Origin of the sequence: Agrobacterium sp. FDAARGOS_525 (assembly GCF_003938925.1) — a bacterium.
Classification (GTDB): Bacteria; Pseudomonadota; Alphaproteobacteria; order Rhizobiales; family Rhizobiaceae; genus Agrobacterium; species Agrobacterium pusense.
Genome location: NZ_RKIU01000004.1, coordinates 955,908 through 975,571, shown reverse-complemented (window position 1 = coordinate 975,571; position 19,664 = coordinate 955,908). Strand labels below are relative to the sequence as shown.

The following is a 19,664-nucleotide window of genomic DNA, read 5'->3' as shown; positions in this document are numbered from 1 at the left end:
TGATCCGGAATGCCCTTAAATCCATTATGCGAAATCGACCCAGGTGGCACCGGCATCGGCCGAACGAACGCAGTTTTCCAGCCAGCGAACGCCTTCTGTGCCGGCTGCGATGCCGGGATAGTGATGGGTCTTGAGAAAAGCCCTGTCACCGCGATTGGCCGCATCGATTGCCTGGGCGATCCAGAGGTAAATGTTCGACCAGCTATCACCGAGACCTTCGGTGTGCAGCGCGCCCATACGATCGATAGCAAGGCTCTCCTCTTCCAGATACGGCATGCCGTGATGCAGGATACGCTCCGGCTCGCCCTGAACCTGATAGATCAGTTGATCGGGACGGGAATCGGACCATTCAAGCGACGCCCTGGAGCCGATGAAGCGGTAACGCTGCGACCCCATATTGCCGGCATTGACGGAAGAAACCCACAGACGCCCGCGTGCGCCATTATCATAATGGATGAGAACCGTCGCATGGTCCTCCAGCGGCGCCCGCGTCGGGATGAAGGCCTTCCGGTCGCACAGCAGTCGTTCCACCTTCATGTGCGGCAGCACGATTTCCGAGAGATAATAGAGATGCGTACCGATATCGCCGAGCACGAAGGTCGGGCCAGCGGTACGGGGATTGGTACGCCATTTGACGGCCTCGCCAGCGCCCACATCGTCGCCGGCATTGAAGCCGTGGGTATATTGCAGATCGACGATGCGGATATCGCCCAGCATCCCCTTTTTGACCATGGCAGCCATCTGGTGCACCAGCGGATGGCCGGTATAGCCATAGGTGACGCCGACGATCAGTCCCTTCTGTTCGGCCAGCCGCGCCACCTCGTCACATTCTGCAACGGTGAAGAATAACGGTTTTTCGCAGATGACGTGCAGCCCGGCTTCAAGGCAGGCCTTGGTGATCTCGTAATGGGTAAAGTTGGGGGTGGCGATGGAGACGACGTCGATACCGTCTTTGCGCGCGGTTTCGCCAGCTATCAGTGCCCTGTAATCCGGGTAGCAGCGTTCCGCCTCCACGCCGAGATTGACGCCGAAATCGCGGCCCATTTCGGCATCCAGGTCGAAGGCGCCGGCGACGAGCTGGTAATTGCCATCGCGCAGGGCGCCGGTGCGGTGCTTGTATCCTACCTGTCCCGTGCGGCCGCCGCCCACCATGGCCCAGCGCAGCGGTCGCGAAATCAGTCTTTCTCCATTGATCATGTCGATCGTCTTTCCGTCGGATGTTTCGAATGGCGTAGCCAGAGGCAGGTTCTGCCTGGGCACCGGCACCGGTTTTTCGCGTTATTTCTTGAAATAGAGGTCGATATAGTCCTGCATCTTGGCGCGCATGTACCGGCTCGATTCATCCGCCCTGTCTTCCCAGGCGAAGACGCAGGAGGTCATGATGCCGTCGAAACCGATTTCAGCGAGCGTGCCGAAGAAGTCGTCCCATGGCACTTCGCCCTGACCGATATTCAGGTGCTGGTGCACCCTTGCCTGTGTCCCGGGCGGGTTGAGAATGTAGCGGAGCCCAGAACTTGCCCTGTGGTTGAAGGTGTCGCCCACATGCACATGGGCCAGCACGTCTTTGGCTTCCCGAAGCATCGCCTTGGTGTCGTCGCCGAAATAGAAGGTGTGTGGCGCGCAATAGAGGAATTTGACATTCCTGGAGTTTACCGTGCGGATGATATCAAGCGCCGGCTGCAGCGTTTCGCACCAGTCTTCCGGATGCGGCTCGACATGCAGGCTGATGTTCTCGCGCTCAAAGATCGGTACCAGCTCTTCCATCGAGCGCCACCATGCATCCTCGCAGGCCTCGATCATCGAACCCGTATGGCAGCAATAACATGAGCCCTTGTCGGGATGCGGTCCACGGCCGAACTCCGAGTTCATCGTGTCGACATCAAGTTCGATTGCGATCTCGATAGCGCGTTTCCAGTGTTTGACCGCTGCCTGCCGCTCGGTTTCATCATTGGAGGCCCAGCGATACATTGGCAGCAGCGCGGCGATGCCGACATCGGCCTCTTTCAAAGCCTTCTTGAAGGACCTGATACGTTCGGGAAACACGCGCGGCGCCTTGAACCATTCGAGGAAATCGGCACGCGGGCTGAGTTCGATCCAGTCGTAACCGAGCTCCTTAACTTTGGCGGGCAGCTCATCGAGGCTGGTGAAACGGTGCATGTGGGGGTCGATGGCGATTTTCATCGATCTTGATCCTTCTTATGTCTCGACTGGATGGCGAGGGCGGATGGCCGCAAAGGCAATGGACGCCATCACAAGCGACGCGGTTCGTATCGCGAAAGATTTCCTGAAAAATGCCATTGCTTCCTCCCCGCCCATCCTCCCGATGGGCCTGAATGACAGGCCGATTTATATCTTTCATTTTCGCGGAAATGGAATTTATATTTCATTTGGCGTTGCATTTCGTATCATTTCATGTCATTCATCAATGATACGATTGAGGGCGCCATGAATCGACCCACCATTGCCGATCTTGCGAGAGCCGCGGGCGTCAGCATCTCCACTGTCAACCGGCTGCTGCACGGTTCGAGCGCCGTACGTCAGGATACGATCAACCAGATTCTCAGGGCGGCGCAGGAGATCGGGTTTTATGGTCTGGGCACCATCAAGGACCGAAGGCGCGAGGCCTTGCCACATTACAGGCTGGGCTTCCTGCTGCAGCAATCCCACCGGCCGCTTTACCGCCTTTGGGGAGAAGGGATCGTCACTGCCGCACACCAGAGGCTGGAAAGCGTCATAGAGCCGGACGTGGTTTTTGAGGACGATCTTTCACCGGAGGCCGTTTCCGCCAATCTCCTGAAGATGGGGCAGTCCTGCAACGCAATTGCGGTTGTGACTGCCGATCACCCGCTTGTGAGCCAGGCCATTGATGAGTTGCGGAGCAAAGGTGTTCCCGTGGTGACCTATGTGTCCGATCTGTCAGCGGCGAGCCGGGCGGGTTTTGTCGGAACCGACAGCTGGAAACGCGGCAGGACGGCCGCTTGGTTCCTCAGCCAGACCGTGAAAGGCGAGGGGGTGGTCGTGCCCCTGATCGGCAGCAACCGTTATCAGTGCCAGGATGTTTCAGATGCCAGTTTTCGCTCCTACATGCGCGAGAACACGCCGGAACTGCAGGTAGCGGAAACACTGCTGACCCATGAAGAGCCGGAAAATGCCTATGCCGTCATTCGGGACATCATTGCTGCCGAACCAGGGCTCAGGGGGGTATATGTCAATGGCGGCGGCATATCGGGCGTCTTGCGGGCGCTCAGGGAGCTGCCTGCGGAGAAACAGCGCGGCATAAAGATCGTCTGCAACGATATCGGCCCGGAAACGCGCAAGGGCTTGAATGAGGGGCTGATTACCGCTTCGCTGCCACTGCCCCTCGACAGGATGCCGCAACAATTGATCGACGTGATGTTGCGGCGCATCGAGAACGCGGATTCGTCTTCCGTCGAACAGCGGATCGTGCCCTTTGAAATCCTGACGCCCGAAAGCATCTGGACATGATCGCAGGGTAGTGGGAATTCAAAATTCTCTAACTGCGTGAAATTACCGATTGGGAAAAGCCAATCCACACCAAGGCTGGTGGTGCGCGCGCCTGTTACGATACGTGGTGAAGAATGGCAGCGGTCGGTGGCACGGTGCGAGAACGCGGACGCTTTTCGTAGTCGGCTTTTTATGGGCAACCATGCTTACCGCAGAACCGAAGAGAGAAACTCGCGGGTCCGCTCTTCTTTCGGCTCTCCAAAAATTTCCTCCGGCTTTCCCTGTTCGCAGATGCGCCCCTTGTCGAAGAAGCACACCCTGTCCGATACCTCACGGGCAAAGCGCATTTCGTGGGTGACAAGCAGCATCGTCAGATCGTGCTCATGCGCGAGATCGCGGATGACGGAGAGCACTTCGCCCACCAGCTGCGGGTCCAGCGCCGAGGTCGGCTCATCGAAAAGCAATACACGCGGGCGCATGGCGAGCGAGCGGGCGATGGCGACACGCTGCTGTTGTCCGCCGGAAAGCTGAACCGGATAATGATCTTTCTTGTCCGCAAGCCCCACCATTTTCAATAGTTCGATCGCACGCGCCTCAGCCTCTCCACGGGCGATACCCAGAACACGCACCGGCGCCTCCACGATGTTGCGCAGCACGGTCATATGCGGAAAGAGATTGAAGCTCTGGAAAACCATGCCGACGTGGTTGCGGATCTGGCGCAGGTGTTTTTCCGAGGCCATGAAGGGGCCCTTGCCTCCCGGCTCATGGTAAGACATGTCAGCCAGCGTCAGTTTTCCCTCCTGGAAGGGTTCGAGTGTCATGAGAATGCGCAGGACCGTTGACTTGCCGGAGCCGGAAGGGCCGATGAGGGTGACTTTCTCACCCTTCGCCACGCTGAAATTGAACTGGTCGAGCACCGTCAGAATGCCGAAACGTTTCGTGACATCCGAAAATTCGATGAGTGGCTGATTGGTGGTGTTGGTCATCGCAAGGGTATTCCTGCTTTTGGGAGCGCCCTTTGCAGGCGGCTGAGGCCTGCCGAGCAGATTATGGTCAGAAGGAGGAAGATCAGGCCGACAAGCGTCAGCGGCACCAGATATTCGAAGGTGCGTTCGCCGATCATGTTGGCAAGCCCCATCATTTCAAGAACCGTGACGACTGAAAGCACCGGCGTTTCCTTGATCATGGCAACCAGATAGTTGCCCATGGCCGGAACAATGCGGGGAACGGCCTGCGGAATGATGATGTCCGTGTAGGTCTGCATGCGCGTCAGGTTAAGGGCGGTCGCCGCCTCCCACTGGCCGTGATGCACCGCTTCGATGCCGCCGCGATAGACTTCGGAGGTGTAAGCCGCATATTGCAGGCCGAGCGCCAGCGCGCCGGTCAGAAACGCCGGCAGGACGATGCCGAAATCCGGAAGCACGTAATAAAGGAAGAACAGCTGCACCAGAAGCGGCGTATCGCGAAGGAATTCGACCACCAACGCCGTCGGCCAGGAGATCATCTTCACCCGGCTGCGGCGCAGCAGGGCGAAAACGAGACCCAGAACCAGTGCGATGGCAAAACCGGCGGCGGCTGCCTTCAGCGTCACGGTCAGGCCGATCAGGATGATGGGCAGGATGGAGGTCGTGTAGGTAAGCCAGGTGGTCGTGTCCCATTCGTAACCATACATCATGAGAAGATATCCTTACGAATGGCGCGTGCGCGGGAAGACATTGCCGCGCCGCACGAAGCGTTCGATCGCCCGGATGACGACCATCAGGATCAGCGACATCGCGAAGTAACAAAGCAGCGTGACCGAATAGATGCTGGCGCTGTCCAGCGTCAGGTTGCGGATCGACTGTGCCGCGAAGGTGAGATCGGCAATCGAGATCAACGAGACGAGCGAGGAAAGCTTTAGTGTCTCGATGGCCAGATTCCCGAAAGCCGGCATCATTTCGACGATCGCCTGTGGCAAGGAAATGCGAAAAAGCGTCTGCATGCGTGTGAAGTTCAGCGCGCGTGCGGCTTCCAGCTGTTGCACCGAGACGGAGGACAGCGCGCCGCGAACGATTTCCGCGCCGTAGCCGCCAGCATGGGCGGCAAGCACCAGCACCCCTGTCGTGATCGGATCGAAGCTCAACCCGACCAGCGGCAGGGCATAATAGAACCAGAATAGCTGCACCAGCAGCGAGGTGCCGCGAAACACTTCCGTATAACAGAGCGCGATTGCCGACAGGATGGGTCCGCCCTCGACGCGCAGAATGCCGAAGAAAAAAGCGAGTACGGTGCCGACGACAAGTGCTGCCACCGTAATCGTCATGGTGACGACGGCGCCTTGCCACAACATCGGCAGATAGGCAGTCATGTCCATCTGGAGTTTTCCCGAATTCCCGAGGAACGGCGCCCGGTTATGCCCGGGCGCCGGCTGGCATTATTTGCCGGCGCAGAGATCGGCGACCTTCTTTTCGGCCGCTGCCGCGATACTCTGTTCGGAGAGACCGTATTTGGCGAGGATTTTCTTGTAGTCGTCCGTCTTGCGGAATTCGACCAGGGCAGCGTTGAAGGCGTCACGCAGCTCCTTGTCTTCCGGGCGGAAAGCGAAACCGCCGTAGTTGCGCACCGGCGCATCCTTCACGACCGGATCGGTGAAAGGCTTTACCTGCTCAACGTTCGCCTGACCCTTGGCGAGTTCCGAAACCGTCAGCTCCGTGGCCGCATAGGCGTCGGCGCGGCTCTGCACGGTTGGGATGGCATCGGCATTGGCTGGGATGAAGACGATCTGTTCTTCCTTGACGCCAACGGCGCGCAGGAAGTCGACATTGTTCGCGCCCGACACGACGGCCACCTTCAACGAAGGGTCCTTTGCGATATCGGCATAGGTGGTCAGCTTTTTCGGATTACCCTTTTTCACCAGCAGGCCTTCGCCATAGGACGAGTTCGGCTCGGTAAAGGCAACCTGTTTGCAGCGCTCGGGCGAGATATTCTGTTCGGCGGCCGCAAAATCGAAGCGACGGGCCTTGAGGCCGGGGATCAGCGTGCCAAAGGGCGTCACCGTCCAGTTGACCTCTTCGATGCCCATCGATTTCAGAACCGCATTGGCCACATCCGGGCCGATGCCAGCGGAGGTGCCATCCGGCTGCATGTAGGAATAGGGCACTTCATTAGCCGTGGCGGCGCGAATGTAGCCCTGGCTTTTGACTTCTTCGACGGTGAGCGCGCTGGCTGACGTCACGCCGATGGTAAGGGCGAGGGCGGAAAGGCCGGCGAATTTGGTGATCTTCATGTTCTAACTCCTCTGGTTGGGTTGCGTGGTCCGTTTTCGGATCTCACGGTGTTCTAGTGGCTAGGTATTCTCCGTGACCGTGGCGATGACGGAAAGGCAGTCTCCAGCCTTGATGAGGCCGGGTACGTGGCGCGCGGCAAGCAGCCCTGACATGGAGGCGCGGTAATCGACCGGTGCGAGGCCGGTTTTCCCGATGGGATAAACCCGTGCGATTGTCTCACCAACCGTGACCGCGTCTCCCAGATCGCGGACAAAGGCGACGAGACCGTCGTCTTCGGCAAAGGTGAAGCAGTCGCTGGAGGGCATATCCAGCCAACGGCTTGGCGCGGCAACGGGCGAACCGGCCAATATGCCTGCATGTCGCAGCAGATTGATGGTGCCCCTGCGGGCGATATCGATCGATTTCGCGCTCGCCGTGCCGGCGCCGCCGAGTTCGGTGGTGACAAAGACCTTGCCCATTTCCTCGACGGTCGTGTCCAGCATGCCGACGGCGTCGATTTCCAGCATCTTCATCGAATAGGGGGCAGCAAAAGCGGCCACGGCATCAAAGCAACGGCTTTCCTGAGTTTTGTCGGGCAATTCGTGCGCCGCTGCATAGGGCAGGAAATCAAGCGTCCTGCCGCCGGAATGAAAATCGAGAACGATATCCGCGAGCGGTATCAGATGACGGGTGACGTAGTCGGCAATCTTCTCCGTCACGGTACCGTCAGGGCGACCGGGAAAGCTGCGGTTGAGGTTTCCCCGGTCGATGGGTGAGGTGCGTGTACCTGCGCGAAAGGCCGGGTAGTTGAGCGCTGGGACAATGATGATGCGGCCTTTCACTTCGGCCGGCTCGAGCGTCTGGGCGAGTTCGAAAAGCGCCGCCGGCCCCTCATACTCATCGCCGTGATTGGCGCCGGTCAAAAGGGCGGTCGGCCCCTCACCATTGGCGATAACGCAGATCGGGATCATCACCGAGCCCCAGGCACTGTCATCGCGGCTGTAGGGCAGCCGCAGATGACCGTGTTGCACGCCCTTGCCGTCGAAATCGACGGAGGGCGTGATCGGGGAGGGGCGAAGCGCGGTCTTCAGCATCGTCTCAGCCCTTCACGAAGAGTTGCCGCGGTACATTGGAAAGGCATTCGACACCGGTGTCGGTAATCGCGATGCTCTCGGTGATTTCGAGCCCCATGTCCTCCAGCCACAGGCCGGTCATGAAATGGAACGTCATGCCGGGTTTCAGCTCCGTGCGGTCGCCGGGGCGAAGGCTCATGGTGCGCTCGCCCCAATCAGGCGGATAAGAAAGTCCGATCGGATAGCCGGTGCGGTTGTCCTTGATGATCCCGTATTTTTTCAACACGGCAAAAAAGGCATTGGCGATGTCTTCGCAGGTATTGCCGGGCTTGGCTGCGGAAAGACCGGCCTCCATGCCCTCGAGCGTTGCTTTCTCTGCGTCAAGGAATGCCTGTGTCGGTTTGCCGAGAAAGACCGTGCGTGACAGCGGGCAATGATAACGACGGTACGCGCCGGCGATTTCGAAGAAGGTACCTTCGCCTGAGCGCATCGGCTTGTCGTCCCATGTCAGGTGCGGGGCGGAAGCGTCGGCACCGGAAGGAAGGAGCGGCACGATGGCGGGGTAATCGCCGCCGAATTCTGCGGTGCCCCGAATGCCGGCATCGTATATCTCTGCCACGAGATCGCACTTGCGCATGCCCGGTTCAACGACGTCGACGATACGCTTGTGCATCAGTTCGACGATCTTGCCCGCCTTGCGCATATAGTCGAGCTCGGTCGGGCTTTTGACAGCACGCTGCCAGTTCACGAGGCCGGCGGCATCCTTGAAACGTGCGTTTGGCAGATGTTTGTTCAGTGATGCGAAAGCTGCTGCCGAGAAGTAATAATTGTCCATTTCGACACCGACCGTCAGGCCTGACCAGCCCCGTTCCTCGATGATCTGCGACAACAGGTCCATCGGGTGCCGCTCGGTCGATTGAACATAGTGATCGGGATAGCCGATGATGTTGTCGTGGGCGAGGTATGCCGTGCGCTTGGCTCCATTCGCATCCTGTTTGCGACCGTACCAGATCGGCTCACCATCAGGCGGCACGAGCACACATTGGTGGACGTAGAAGGACCAGCCGTCATAACCCGTCAGCCAATGCATGTTGGACGGGTCGGTGACGACAAGCAGGTCGATACCGGCACTTTCCATGGCTTTACGGGTTTTAGCCAGGCGCGCGGCATATTCCTCGCGCGTAAAGTTCAGCGTTACACTCACGCTGCGTCTCCCATTTTTACGCTGTTTTCGATGATTTGGCCGCTGCCTGCGTCTTTGGCGCGGGCAAAGGCGAGATTGGCGATGGCTGTGTCCTGCACGCCGGTTCCGGTCAGATCGGCAAAGGTGATGTCTTCGTTCGAGAGGCGGCCCTGTGACTTGCCGGCAATCACCTCTCCAAGCTCGGCGAATGGCTGATCCCGCTCGACGTAACCCGCGGCAATTGCGTGATGCAATTCGCCGAGAATGCGGGTCTGCGTAAGCCTGTCCGCGACATAGCGCACTCTGGCGAATACGGCCGGATCGATCTCGTTCTTGTGTTCGGCATCCGATCCCATCGCGGTCAGATGCTGGCCTTGTTCCAGCCAGTCGGCGCGCAGGATTGGCTTTTCGGCCGGTGTCGTGGTGACGATGATGTCAGCGTTTCGCACCGCCGCCTGTGGATCAGCCACGGCGGAAACTTCGATGCCGTGCTCCCTGGCAAAATCGCTAGCGAGCTTTTCAGCCTTGTCATGGTTTCGTGCCCAGATCCTCGCAGTTTTAATCGACCGCACCAGCGTCAAAGCCTCGAGCTGCAGACGCGCCTGCATGCCCGCCCCGAAAATCGTTGCGACGGACGCGTCCTTTCGTGCCATGTGCCGCGCCGCAACTGCACCGGCCGCAGCGGTGCGCACATCGGTAAGATAACCGTTGTCGAGAAGCAGGGCCTCCACCACGCCGGTCCTCGCGCTGAAGAGGATCATCAGGCCATTGAGGCTCGGTAGCCCAAGCGTCGGATTGTCGAAGAAGCCGGGGCTGACCTTGATGGCAAAGCCGTCGAAACCCGGCACATAGGCAGTCTTAACATCCACTTCGCCGCGAAATTCGGGAACATCGAGCCGGAGGATCGGCGGCATGGCGACAGCTTTGGTGGCAAGGGCGCCCAACGCCTGCTCCACGCAGTTGACCGCGGAAAGGTCGAGCTTAACGATGGCGCGCAGGTCTTTTTCGGTGAGGATGGTGATGCGGCTCATGCGGCTCCCCTGTCGATGATGGTCTTGTGGAGCGCCGGATCGATGTTTTCGCCCGATACGATGATCGCGGTCGGGCCGCTGATGTTGACTTTGCCCGACAGGACGGCGGCGAAGCCAACGGCGCCCGCGCCTTCGACTGTCAGGCCTTCCTCGTGCGCCGCATGGCGGATGCCTGCTGCGATCTCGTCTTCGGAAACCAGCACGATGTCATCAAGCAATGCCTGGCAAAGTGCAAAGGTCACACGGTTCGCCAGTCCAATCCCGCCGCCGAGCGAATCCGCCAGCGTTTCTTCCTCCTGGACCGAGACGGGGCGACCGGCTTTAACCGACGCATGCATGGCCGCACCCCGCTCCATGGAAATACCGACGACCCGCGCCCTCGGCTTCAACGCTTTCACCGCAACGGCGATACCGCCCGCAAGGCCTCCGCCTGATAGCGGAACGAGAATTGTCGCCAGTTCAGGCATGTCCCCGACAACCTCGAGACCAATCGTGCCTTGGCCCGCCACGACGTCGCTATGATCGAACGGAGGTATAGCGGTCAGGCCACGGCTTCTGGTCAGGCGCTGCACTTCCTCCTGCGCGTCATCCTGTGATCTGCCGACGATCCGGATGTCGGCGCCAAGCGCGCGGATTGCCTCCACCTTGTTTGCCGGCACCAGCGCCGACATGCAAATGGTCGCAGGAATGCCGAGTTTCTTTGCTGCATAGGCCACGGCCCGGCCATGATTGCCTGTCGAGGCGGTGACGAGGCCACGTTTGCGCGCCTCATCGTCAAGCGAGAATATGGCATTCATCGCGCCGCGCAGTTTGAAGGCGCCGATTGGTTGACGGGTTTCAAGCTTCAGATGAACGGGATCGCCACAGCGTTCGGACAGATTGTCCGAGCGGACCAGCGGGGTTCGCTCCACCTGTCCGGCAAGCCGCGCGGCCGCCTGCTCTATCGCGGCCAGCGAGACCGGAAGCGGGCTTTTTTCGGCGGATATGGACGGGTTTTCGCTCTTCATGATTGTCATGTTGTGAGCGAAGTAAAATCATGTCAATTATTATATTGTAATGATTCAATGATTTTCGATCGACAGCCTCAGCCGATCGAGCCGATATCGTAGACGGGCGGCAGTTGTTCGAAGGTCTGCCGCACTGTGGTCAAAGCTTTGATGAGGGCTGCATGATTAAGGCGGCCGCCGAGGCATATGCGGATACCGCCGCCATGCCCGGGTCCGGCAATGAATGGTTCTGATGGGGTTACCGCGACATTCTGGTTCGTCAGCGCACGCACCAGGCCGTCCTCCGTCCAGCGCGTCGGGACCTTCAGCCAGGCGCAGAAGGAAAGGGGATGGGTCGAGGCGATATGCTGGCCTAGGATATCCACGGCAATTTTCTGCCGCGCCCGTGCCTCGGCGCGCTGCACGTCCAGCAGCCGCAAGGCAGTGCCGTTTTCGACCCAGCGCGTCGCTATTTCGGCCATGAGATAGGTTCCGCTCCAGCTCGATACCCGCAGGATGGACGCGGCGCGGATGGAGTAGGCTGGCGGCACGACAAGATAGCCGACGCGCAGCCCCGTCAGGACCGCTTTGGTGAAGCTGGTGACGAAAAAGCCGAGATCAGGCAGCATTTCAGTGATGGATGGCAGATCCTCCTCGATGATCGGCCGATAGACTTCGTCTTCAATGACAAAGATGCCATAGCGTTCAGCGATCGCGGCGATCGCCTGCCGTCGCGCCGGGCCCGATACATGTCCGGTGGGATTGTTGAGGGTCGGAATGAGCACCAGGGCTCGCACACCACCGGCTGCGCACGCGGCCTCCAGCGCATCGGGCAATATGCCCTCTTCATCGGTCGGCAGGCCCTTGAGGCTGAAACCGAGAATGTTCGACAGGCCGATAATGCCGTGGTCCGTGAGGTTCTCGCAGAGAACCACGTCGTTCGATCGAATGATGCAGCTCAGGGCAAGGAAAATGCCGTGGGCTGCGCCGTTAGTGACGAGGATACGCTCCGCCCCGGCGGTCACGCCCATCATGGTGAGCCAGGTTCGGGCGGTTTCCCGGTGGCTGTCGAGGCCGGCCACCGGCCGGCAGGGGCGCATGAAACCCGAATTGTCACCATCGGCCAATTCACGAAGGATGGCGCGTGAGGCGTTTTCATGCTCGTCGAGATAGACGCCGCGGATAATGGAGAGATCGAGGACTTCAGTCGGGCTGTGGTCGAGCATCATGCGGCCCGCCCGTTCCGTCACCCGTGTCTTCACGAAGGTGCCTCGGCCGATCTCGCCGCTGAGATAGCCCAGCCGCTCGGCCTCCTTGTAGGAGAGGCTGACGGTCTGGACGGAGAGGCCGAGTTCACGGGCGAGGTCGCGATGGGTCGGCATGCGGTCCATCGGCTTCAGAACGCCGGCGTCGATATCGGCGATGATGCGTTCGGTCAGTGCCGAATGTTTCGTTTCGCCCTTCTGCTTGGCGAGAACTGGCCGCCATGCCACCGGTTTCGTTGCGGGAACCGGATCGAGGCTGAGCGGATTGGCTTGACGGCGCATGAAATTGTCTCGTTTTAGACGAAGATGATTTCATGACATTATGCACGGTTCGGTGAAAAGATGAAGCCTTATGCAGCGTAGATGACAATTGCATCCAAAACAGGCGCAATCGTCATCTCCCTGCTGTCCAGACGAGCAGTTCCCGGTCCGGTAAAAGCCTCGCTGGTGATCAGATTTTTTCGCCAGCCTGGACCAGATCATCCATGACGCTGCGGACGGCGGCTTCGGCGATGGCGATGATCTCGTCCACCTCCGCCTTCGTCGTTACGAGCGGCGGTGCAAAGCCTAGAATATCGCTATGCGGCATGGCCCGCGCAATAAGGCCGCCATTGCGTGCCGCCTTCGAAACGCGTGCACCAACCGCAAGACCCGGTGCAAAACGTGTCTTCTTTTCCCGGTCCGCCACGAATTCGATGGCGCCCATCAGGCCCACGCCACGCACCTCGCCGACGATTGGAAGCTGTGCGAACCTTGCCTTCAACTGCTCCTGAAAATAGTTGCCGACGGCCCGTGCATTGCCCGGCAGGTCTTCCTTTTCCACGATATCAAGCACGGCGTTTGCCGCAGCCGCACCGATGGGATGTCCGGAATAGGTGTAGCCGTGCGAGAAGGCGCCGACGCGATCAGCGCCGTCCTCCATCACCTTGTAGACTTTCTCTCCTACGATCGCGCCGGAGAGCGGGAAATAGGCTGATGTCAGCCCTTTGGCGACGGTGATCAGATCCGGCTCGATGCCGTAATGTTGTGAGCCGAACATGGAGCCTGTACGCCCGAAGCCGGTAATCACCTCATCGGCGATCAACAGGACATCGTATTTTCTGAGAACATCCTGTATCGCCGGCCAGTAGCCTTCCGGCGGCGGCGTGATACCCCCCGTGCCAAGCACCGGTTCAGCAATAAAGGCACCGATTGTGTCGGGGCCTTCGCGCAGAATGAGCTCTTCCAGTTCGTCGGCGCGCCGTTTTGAGAATTCCAGTTCAGTTTCACCGGCTTCAGCGCCCCAATAATGGTGGGGGACGCCGGTATGCAGCACGCCAGCGCGCGGCAGGTCCATGTGGTCATGATAAAAGCTCATGCCGGTCATGGAACCGGAAACGACGCTGCAGCCGTGATATCCCCGCTCGCGGCAAATGATCTTCTTCTTCTCCGGTTTGCCGCGCAGATTGTTGTAATACCAGACGAGCTTGGCCTGGGTCTCGTTGGCGTCCGAGCCGGACATGCCGTAAAACACCTTGCTCATCTTGCCGGGAGCCATCTTCACCAGCCGGTCGGACAGGATCGCCAGTTCGTCCGTCGTGTGAGCGGCGTAGGAATGATAATAGGCGAGCCGATAGGCCTGACGGGAAATGGCTTCCGCCACCTCGGTGCGACCGTAACCGACATTGACGCAATAAAGACCGGCAAAGCCATCGATCAACTGCTTGCCGTGGGCGTCCTGAATGCGGATGCCCTTGCCGGTTTCAACGATGGTCGGTTCCCCGAGCTTGCCGCTGGCGAAGTCCTTCAGCTGCGTGAAGGGGTGCAGAACCGCATTTCGATCCATTTCCGCGATATTTTTGATGTCGATGGTCATAGGCGGGTTCCTTTCAGGCAGCCAGATTGCCGAAGCAGACATATTTGGGTTCAAGATATTCCATCAGGCCGTGGCGCGAGCCTTCGCGACCGAGGCCGGATTGTTTCCAGCCGCCGAAGGGAATTGGCGCACCGGTGAATTTCGGCGTATTGACGGCAACCATGCCGTATTCCAGCTGGTCGGTCAGGCGCATCGCCCGGCCCAGATCGTTGGTGTAGACATAGGCCGCAAGCCCCATCTCGGTAGCATTGGCGCGGCGGACGACCTCATTCTCGTCATCGAAGGGAAGGATGGCGGCCACAGGCCCGAAGGTTTCCTCACGTGCGATCAGCATGTCTTCAGTCACATCAGCCAGCACGGTTGGCGTTACGAAATTGCCGCCGAGCGGACTGTCCTGCCCGCCGCAGACGAGGCGCGCGCCGGCGGAAAGCGCCTGTGCGATCTGCTGACGGCACTTTTCGGCGACCAACGGCCGTGTCATCGGCCCAATGTCGATGCCCGGTTCAAGGCCGTGGCCAACGGTCAGTCTGGAAGTTGCGTCGGCAAATCGATCGATGAAGCGGTCATAGAGCGTTCGCTGAACATAGATGCGATTTGCCGCCAGGCAGTCCTGGCCAGATGTAGCGAATTTGGCGCTGATGCACCCCGCCACCGCTTGAGAAAGATCAGAATCCCCAAATACAATGAAGGGTGCATGACCACCCAGCTCCAGCGAAGCTTTCTTGACGGTTGCCGCCGACTGGGTAAGGAGCAGCCGCCCGACCTCCGTCGAGCCAGTGAAGGAGAACGCCCGCACATCGGTATGCTCCAGAAGACGACGCGCCAGAGGCGCGGCTTCACCGGGCAGTACCTGCAATACGCCGGCCGGCATGCCTGCCTCCTCCGCAAGTTTTGCCAGAGCCAGCGCCGAGAGCGGAGTTTCGGGTGCCGGCTTGACGATCATGGTGCAACCGGCGGCAAGGGCCGCTCCTGCCTTGCGGGCTATCATGGCTGACGGGAAGTTCCATGGCGTGATCGCTGCCGTTACGCCGATCGGCTGCATCCGTACGGAGAGATTGCCACCTTTCAGGTGGCTCGGTATTGTCTCGCCATAGGATCGCTCGCCTTCGCTTGCGAACCAGTCGAGAAAATTGGCCGCGTAGGAAATTTCCCCCTGCGATTCTTCCAGCGGCTTGCCCTGCTCGGCGCTGATGATAATGGCGAGATCGCGCGCATTGTCGCGCATCATTCTGCCCCAGCTCCGCAGGATGTCGCCGCGTTCTACCGGCAGCGTCTCGCGCCAGTGAAGGAAGGCTGCGCTGGCGGCCTCTATGGCGGAATCGACATCATCGAGAGAGCAGGCGGTCACATCCACGAGATGGCCGCCGCCTGCTGGGTCGATAACGCTCAGCCTCTCGCTGCGCTCCACCCATACCCCGCCCAAAAAGGCGCGATGCTCGATCAGATCGGGCCGGCGAAGGTTCTTCAACGCTGCGCTGGCAATACCTTTCATGAATATGCTCCATTTTCATTTGCGTGGAGCTTAGCGTCGCTGCATGATCGATCTCCGGCATTTATTTCCTGCTTGACGCAGAAATAATGCTAATTTTTACCCAAGTACGCAGGAATTCTGCATGACCAATATTGATCGAGCCGACAGGGCGCTGCTTGACGCCGTGCAAAAGAACAACCGTCTGACGTCGGAGGAGCTTGCGCGGATCGTCAATCTCTCGCCGACGGCCTGCCAGAGGCGGCTCAAGCGATTACGGGAGGAGGGAGTGATCGAGGCGGATGTGGCGATTATCTCGCCCAAAGCCGTGGGACGGGGCATCACCATGATCGTCCTCGTGTCGCTGGAACGGGAGCGCGCGGACATCGTCGATCGCTTCAAGGCGGCGATCCGTGCGACGCGCGAAGTCATGATCGGCTATTATGTCACCGGCGATGCCGATTTCATTCTGGTAATCACGGCAAAGGACATGGAGGACTACGAGGCCTTCACCCGCCGCTTCTTTTATGAAAACCACGACATTAAAGGGTTCAAGACAATGGTCGTCATGGACCGCGTGAAGGCCGGATTCGCCTTTCCTATCGAAGACTGACCGGCCAGAGGCCTGCCAACATGTCTGTGTCGGGACTTCCGCCTTTTGTACGGTCGTTCTAGTTCTGGACGGGCTGCAAGACCCTGCCCAAGCAGCGGGGAAAGGAAGGAGGCCCGGATATCCGTGCGATGACAGATCCGGAGCCTCCGGGAGCTGGGAGTTCATGTAAGCCCTGCGCAGGCAGATCATGCGCTCGCAATTTAGAACATTGTCGAGCGCTATTGCGTGATTTCGGGTTCCACGAGTTTGGCAAGCTTGCGCAGTGACTCCTGCCAGCCGAGATAACACGCATCAGCCGGAATGATATCCGGCACGCCCTCCTGTTCGATATTCACTTCGGTGCCGGATGCCACTGCCTTCATGTTCACCGTGACTTTCATTTCGCCAGGCAGGTTGGGATCGTCGAAGCGGTCCGTGTAGACAAGGCGCTCTCCGGGCACGAGTTCAACATAGGTCCCGCCAAAGGAATGACTGTCGCCCGTCGTGAAATTTCGGAAAGACATCCGGTGATTGCCGCCGACCTTCGCATTCAGTTCATGAACGGTACAGGTGAACCCGAATGGCGGGAGCCAGCTTGAAATCGCATCCGGTTCGATGAAAGCGCGATAGAGCTTTTCGGGTTTCGTTGCGAAGACGCGATGTAGACGAATGACGCTTGGCATGGTTTCCTCCTGTTGATGCGTTGTCATTCAACGTGGTCGATCATTGTCGGGCTGAACAGCAGCCGGATATAGCGGTGAAGATGGTCGAGGCTTTCGACGGCTTGCTGCGGATTCCCGCTCGCTTTTGCCAGAATGAAGGCGCCCTGGATGACGGCTTGAATGTGCAGGGCAAGACTTTCCGCCGTAAATGTCTCTGTTATCCTATATTGATTCAGGGCTGCTTCGATATCGCTGACAAGTGTTTCGGCGTGGCCTGAAATGCTGGTCCAGCACGCTTGCCGGATCGCCTCGCTGGTCTCGTAAACCTCCTGCGCCATGGTGCCGACAAAGCAGGTAAAATCCGGCAATTCGCCCTGTATCAACTGCTTGCGGAAGGCGACATAGTTCAGCAGTCGCTCCAGTGGATCAGCGGCATCGTGATACGACGCGGTTTCGAACACGGCACCGGTTACCTCCGACCAGTGCTGGGCAGCCGCGACCGCCATTTCCTCCTTGCTGGAGAAATGGTGAAAGAATGCACCTTTGGACAGCTCGGCCTCGGCGCAGACATCGTCAACTGTCGTCGCGGCGTAACCTTTCGTCCGGATGACGGTAAATGCCGCCTCCAGCAGGCCCGGCCTGGTCAATGGGTTCTGTTTCCTTGCCACATCAAATCTCCCTTGCTTGATTAAATACAGACTAGTCGGTATTTAATCAAGCGGAATTTTACTGGTGTGTTGTCCGGTGACTTCCCGGTCCAATATTGTTGGGCAGGATGGCGCATAACAGAAGGCGCGCGCTCGATCCCGCGAGGGAGCGCGCCGCTCCCACGCCGTCATTAAAATGCGCAGATCCGGGCAGTTCTACTCCAGCGCCACCATGTAGGCTGGTAACTGTTCTTCGAAAAATTTCGAGAAAGTTGCGATGCGGGGCGGCAGGGCCTGATAGGGCGGATAATAGAGCGTCAGCCAGAGTTCCGGCGGCGACCAGCCGGGCAGGACATGGACGAGGCGGCCGCTGTGGATATGCTGTGCGATGTTGAAGCCCGGCAGCAAGGCGACCCCTGCGCCATCCGCAGCCATATCGGCCAGAACCTCGCCGCTATTGGCGCTGAAGGCACGACCTGCCGTTATCGTGATACTTGACCCGCCATCTGACAGAACCCAATTCTCCCGACGGCTCTCGCCGCTGTAGGCAAGGCAATCGTCAGGCGTCAGTTCAGCGGGGTGTTTCATCTGCGCGAACCGGCTGCCCGGAGCCGCCACCAATATGCGCGGTACAGCCCTGATCTTGCGCCATATGGTGAATTTGTCCGATGGGGCGGACGAGATACGGATCGCCAGATCGTAGTCATCATCCACGATATTGACCAGGCCATCCGATAACGAAATCTCGAAGCACATTTTCGGATAGAGTTCCCGGAAGCCCGACAGGATCGGCGGCAGCACCGTTTTGCCGAGCCATGTCGGCGCGCTGATCCTCAGGCGTCCCTCGTCGGCCTTGTGGGCGTTGCGAACATCGCGCCGGGCGTTCTCCAAAGCCTCGACCGCCGGCTGAATCTGTGCGGCGAAGACGGCCCCGTCCGTCGTGAGCGATACCTGACGGGTGGTCCGGACGAATAATTGCACGCCGAGATCATCTTCAAGTGCTGCAATCGCACGGGTGACGGCCGCTGCCGTCATGCCGAGTTCACGGGCCACCTGTGCGAAGTTGCGCTTTTCGGCCGCCATCAGGAAGGTTTTGAGAGCTTTGTGATCGTTCATCTCTATTATTTCAAAAATCGCAATTCATTCGAGAAAAATATTGCAATTCCGCGATGCAATCAAGCGGGTTACATCTTTCTCCATCGAAACGGGCATACCAACAGCGAAAGGCGCCGACGATGATCAAGGATATCAAGGGCCTGCACCACGTTACCTCGATGGCGTCGGATGCGCGGCAGAACAACAGCTTCTTCACCGATACGCTCGGCCTGCGCCGGGTCAAGAAAACCGTTAACTTCGACGAGCCAAGCGTCTATCACCTTTATTACGGTGACGAAAAGGGAACCCCGGGCACCGTCATGACGTATTTTCCCTTCGCCAACATGATGGCCGGCCGTCCGGGCGTCGGCGAAGTGGGCGAGACACAGTTTTCCGTCCCCAAGGGTTCGCTCGGCTTCTGGAAAGATCGTCTCATTACGAAAGGTGCCGCCGGCCTTCAGGCCGATACGGTCTTCGGTGCACAGCGCCTGCGTTTTACCGGTCCGGATGGCGATGGACTCGCGCTGATCGAAACGGATAACGATGCTCGCGCTCCATGGCTTGCCGAGGGCATCTCCGAAGACAACGCCATACGCGGCTTCACCGGTGCGCGCTTCAATCTGAATGATACGGCCGCGACCGAGGAACTGCTTCGCTTCATGGGATATGAGCGCGCCGATGTAGAAGGCGATGTAACCCGCTTCGTCATTCCCGGCGGCAACGGCGCCGATACGATTGATCTCGCCACACTGCCAACGACGCCCTTTGCCCGTCCGGGAGCCGGTTCGGTTCATCACATCGCTTTCGCGGTTGAAAACCGTCAGAAGCAGCTGGACGTGCGCAAGGCGCTGATGGACACCGGCTATCAGGTCACCCCTGTCATCGACCGCGATTACTTTTGGGCGATCTATTTCCGCACGCCGGGCGGCATCCTGTTCGAAATCGCCACCAACGAACCCGGTTTCGATCGCGACGAGGATACCGCGCATCTGGGCGAAGCGCTCAAGCTGCCAAGCCGTTATGAGCCTTTCCGCAATCAGATCGAGGCGAACCTCGCTCCCCTTGCGGCATAAAGCGGGTCCTTGATCCGCATCCAC

Annotated in this window: 20 protein-coding genes; 4 read left to right on the top strand and 16 right to left on the bottom strand. The window is 59.2% G+C overall.

Going from position 1 to position 19,664, the window contains the following annotated elements; genetic code table 11:
- Positions 1–24 precede the first annotated feature (24 nt).
- Positions 25–1,197 carry a Gfo/Idh/MocA family protein gene (locus EGT36_RS20885; protein ID WP_125270981.1) on the bottom strand — a complete coding sequence of 391 codons (1,173 nt, stop codon included), beginning with the start codon at positions 1,195–1,197 and terminating at the stop codon, positions 25–27.
- A gap of 81 nt (positions 1,198–1,278) precedes the next feature.
- Positions 1,279–2,181, bottom strand: coding sequence for a sugar phosphate isomerase/epimerase family protein (locus EGT36_RS20880; protein ID WP_125270980.1), 903 nt, complete (start codon positions 2,179–2,181; stop codon positions 1,279–1,281).
- Here EGT36_RS20880 and EGT36_RS20875 point away from each other — a divergent pair.
- Positions 2,168–2,449 (top strand): hypothetical protein, encoded by a 282-nt coding sequence (locus tag EGT36_RS20875; protein WP_125270979.1) that lies wholly within the window; start codon positions 2,168–2,170, stop codon positions 2,447–2,449. The genes EGT36_RS20880 and EGT36_RS20875 overlap by 14 nt on opposite strands.
- Positions 2,446–3,486, top strand: a complete 1,041-nt coding sequence (locus tag EGT36_RS20870; RefSeq protein ID WP_125270978.1) for a LacI family DNA-binding transcriptional regulator — start codon at positions 2,446–2,448, stop codon at positions 3,484–3,486. The genes EGT36_RS20875 and EGT36_RS20870 overlap by 4 nt, the downstream gene beginning before the upstream one ends.
- Positions 3,487–3,671: 185 nt before the next feature.
- Here EGT36_RS20870 and ehuA read toward each other — a convergent pair whose 3' ends face one another.
- The 11 genes from ehuA to EGT36_RS20815 form a co-directional block, all read right to left on the bottom strand.
- On the bottom strand, positions 3,672–4,451 hold the full coding sequence (gene ehuA, locus EGT36_RS20865) for an ectoine/hydroxyectoine ABC transporter ATP-binding protein EhuA (RefSeq protein ID WP_006699965.1): 780 nt from the start codon (positions 4,449–4,451) through the stop codon (positions 3,672–3,674).
- A complete protein-coding gene (gene ehuD / locus EGT36_RS20860; RefSeq protein ID WP_125270977.1) occupies positions 4,448–5,140 on the bottom strand; it encodes an ectoine/hydroxyectoine ABC transporter permease subunit EhuD in 693 nt (230 codons plus the stop codon). Before ehuD ends, ehuA begins: the two co-directional genes overlap by 4 nt.
- A gap of 12 nt (positions 5,141–5,152) precedes the next feature.
- Positions 5,153–5,818 carry an ectoine/hydroxyectoine ABC transporter permease subunit EhuC gene (gene ehuC / locus EGT36_RS20855; protein WP_037090508.1) on the bottom strand — a complete coding sequence of 222 codons (666 nt, stop codon included), beginning with the start codon at positions 5,816–5,818 and terminating at the stop codon, positions 5,153–5,155.
- A gap of 60 nt (positions 5,819–5,878) precedes the next feature.
- Positions 5,879–6,730: an ectoine/hydroxyectoine ABC transporter substrate-binding protein EhuB gene (gene ehuB / locus EGT36_RS20850; protein WP_004437452.1), complete on the bottom strand. Its 852-nt coding sequence runs from the start codon at positions 6,728–6,730 to the stop codon at positions 5,879–5,881.
- 60 nt (positions 6,731–6,790) lie between these two features.
- Positions 6,791–7,804: a N(2)-acetyl-L-2,4-diaminobutanoate deacetylase DoeB gene (gene doeB, locus EGT36_RS20845; protein ID WP_125270976.1), complete on the bottom strand. Its 1,014-nt coding sequence runs from the start codon at positions 7,802–7,804 to the stop codon at positions 6,791–6,793.
- Between the two features lie 4 nt (positions 7,805–7,808).
- Positions 7,809–8,987 carry an ectoine hydrolase DoeA gene (gene doeA, locus EGT36_RS20840; RefSeq protein WP_004437460.1) on the bottom strand — a complete coding sequence of 393 codons (1,179 nt, stop codon included), beginning with the start codon at positions 8,985–8,987 and terminating at the stop codon, positions 7,809–7,811.
- Positions 8,984–9,997 carry an ectoine utilization protein EutC gene (eutC, locus tag EGT36_RS20835; RefSeq protein ID WP_125270975.1) on the bottom strand — a complete coding sequence of 338 codons (1,014 nt, stop codon included), beginning with the start codon at positions 9,995–9,997 and terminating at the stop codon, positions 8,984–8,986. The genes doeA and eutC overlap by 4 nt, the downstream gene beginning before the upstream one ends.
- The gene (eutB, locus tag EGT36_RS20830; RefSeq protein WP_125270974.1) at positions 9,994–11,013 is read right to left on the bottom strand and encodes a hydroxyectoine utilization dehydratase EutB; all 1,020 of its coding nucleotides are present in this window, start codon (positions 11,011–11,013) and stop codon (positions 9,994–9,996) included. The genes eutC and eutB overlap by 4 nt, the downstream gene beginning before the upstream one ends.
- A gap of 68 nt (positions 11,014–11,081) precedes the next feature.
- Positions 11,082–12,530, bottom strand: a complete 1,449-nt coding sequence (ehuR, locus tag EGT36_RS20825; protein WP_125270973.1) for a MocR-like ectoine utilization transcription factor EhuR — start codon at positions 12,528–12,530, stop codon at positions 11,082–11,084.
- Between the two features lie 169 nt (positions 12,531–12,699).
- Entirely contained in the window at positions 12,700–14,103 is a 1,404-nt protein-coding gene (locus EGT36_RS20820) for an aspartate aminotransferase family protein (protein ID WP_125270972.1), read from the bottom strand.
- 13 nt (positions 14,104–14,116) lie between these two features.
- Positions 14,117–15,595 (bottom strand): NAD-dependent succinate-semialdehyde dehydrogenase, encoded by a 1,479-nt coding sequence (locus EGT36_RS20815; protein WP_022563372.1) that lies wholly within the window; start codon positions 15,593–15,595, stop codon positions 14,117–14,119.
- Positions 15,596–15,716: 121 nt separating this feature from the next.
- Between EGT36_RS20815 and EGT36_RS20810 the strand changes: the two genes are divergently transcribed.
- Complete coding sequence (locus EGT36_RS20810) at positions 15,717–16,184, top strand: Lrp/AsnC family transcriptional regulator (RefSeq protein WP_006699972.1); 468 nt, start codon at positions 15,717–15,719, stop codon at positions 16,182–16,184.
- A 218-nt stretch (positions 16,185–16,402) separates the two neighbouring features.
- On the opposite strand, the gene EGT36_RS20805 is transcribed toward EGT36_RS20810, so the two are convergent.
- From EGT36_RS20805 to EGT36_RS20795, 3 genes are all read right to left on the bottom strand, one after another.
- Positions 16,403–16,846, bottom strand: coding sequence for an SRPBCC family protein (locus EGT36_RS20805; protein WP_022563373.1), 444 nt, complete (start codon positions 16,844–16,846; stop codon positions 16,403–16,405).
- Positions 16,847–16,869: 23 nt separating this feature from the next.
- On the bottom strand, positions 16,870–17,493 hold the full coding sequence (locus EGT36_RS20800; RefSeq protein WP_125270971.1) for a TetR/AcrR family transcriptional regulator: 624 nt from the start codon (positions 17,491–17,493) through the stop codon (positions 16,870–16,872).
- A gap of 195 nt (positions 17,494–17,688) precedes the next feature.
- Positions 17,689–18,588 (bottom strand): LysR family transcriptional regulator, encoded by a 900-nt coding sequence (locus EGT36_RS20795; RefSeq protein WP_004437488.1) that lies wholly within the window; start codon positions 18,586–18,588, stop codon positions 17,689–17,691.
- A gap of 119 nt (positions 18,589–18,707) precedes the next feature.
- Between EGT36_RS20795 and EGT36_RS20790 the strand changes: the two genes are divergently transcribed.
- On the top strand, positions 18,708–19,640 hold the full coding sequence (locus EGT36_RS20790; RefSeq protein WP_072495008.1) for a ring-cleaving dioxygenase: 933 nt from the start codon (positions 18,708–18,710) through the stop codon (positions 19,638–19,640).
- Positions 19,641–19,664: the final 24 nt, after the last annotated feature.

Bases quoted from the DNA above. Each gene is read 5' to 3' on its own strand.
- EGT36_RS20885 (WP_125270981.1), bottom strand. From the start codon at position 1,197: ATGATCAATGGAGAAAGACTGATTTCGCGACCGCTGCGCTGGGCCATG.
- EGT36_RS20875 (WP_125270979.1), top strand. From the start codon at position 2,168: ATGGCGATTTTCATCGATCTTGATCCTTCTTATGTCTCGACTGGATGG.
- EGT36_RS20880 (WP_125270980.1), bottom strand. From the start codon at position 2,181: ATGAAAATCGCCATCGACCCCCACATGCACCGTTTCACCAGCCTCGAT.
- EGT36_RS20870 (WP_125270978.1), top strand. From the start codon at position 2,446: ATGAATCGACCCACCATTGCCGATCTTGCGAGAGCCGCGGGCGTCAGC.
- ehuA (WP_006699965.1), bottom strand. From the start codon at position 4,451: ATGACCAACACCACCAATCAGCCACTCATCGAATTTTCGGATGTCACG.
- ehuD (WP_125270977.1), bottom strand. From the start codon at position 5,140: ATGATGTATGGTTACGAATGGGACACGACCACCTGGCTTACCTACACG.
- ehuC (WP_037090508.1), bottom strand. From the start codon at position 5,818: ATGGACATGACTGCCTATCTGCCGATGTTGTGGCAAGGCGCCGTCGTC.
- ehuB (WP_004437452.1), bottom strand. From the start codon at position 6,730: ATGAAGATCACCAAATTCGCCGGCCTTTCCGCCCTCGCCCTTACCATC.
- doeB (WP_125270976.1), bottom strand. From the start codon at position 7,804: ATGCTGAAGACCGCGCTTCGCCCCTCCCCGATCACGCCCTCCGTCGAT.
- eutC (WP_125270975.1), bottom strand. From the start codon at position 9,997: ATGAGCCGCATCACCATCCTCACCGAAAAAGACCTGCGCGCCATCGTT.
- eutB (WP_125270974.1), bottom strand. From the start codon at position 11,013: ATGACAATCATGAAGAGCGAAAACCCGTCCATATCCGCCGAAAAAAGC.
- ehuR (WP_125270973.1), bottom strand. From the start codon at position 12,530: ATGCGCCGTCAAGCCAATCCGCTCAGCCTCGATCCGGTTCCCGCAACG.
- EGT36_RS20820 (WP_125270972.1), bottom strand. From the start codon at position 14,103: ATGACCATCGACATCAAAAATATCGCGGAAATGGATCGAAATGCGGTT.
- EGT36_RS20815 (WP_022563372.1), bottom strand. From the start codon at position 15,595: ATGAAAGGTATTGCCAGCGCAGCGTTGAAGAACCTTCGCCGGCCCGAT.
- EGT36_RS20810 (WP_006699972.1), top strand. From the start codon at position 15,717: ATGACCAATATTGATCGAGCCGACAGGGCGCTGCTTGACGCCGTGCAA.
- EGT36_RS20805 (WP_022563373.1), bottom strand. From the start codon at position 16,846: ATGCCAAGCGTCATTCGTCTACATCGCGTCTTCGCAACGAAACCCGAA.
- EGT36_RS20795 (WP_004437488.1), bottom strand. From the start codon at position 18,588: ATGAACGATCACAAAGCTCTCAAAACCTTCCTGATGGCGGCCGAAAAG.
- EGT36_RS20790 (WP_072495008.1), top strand. From the start codon at position 18,708: ATGATCAAGGATATCAAGGGCCTGCACCACGTTACCTCGATGGCGTCG.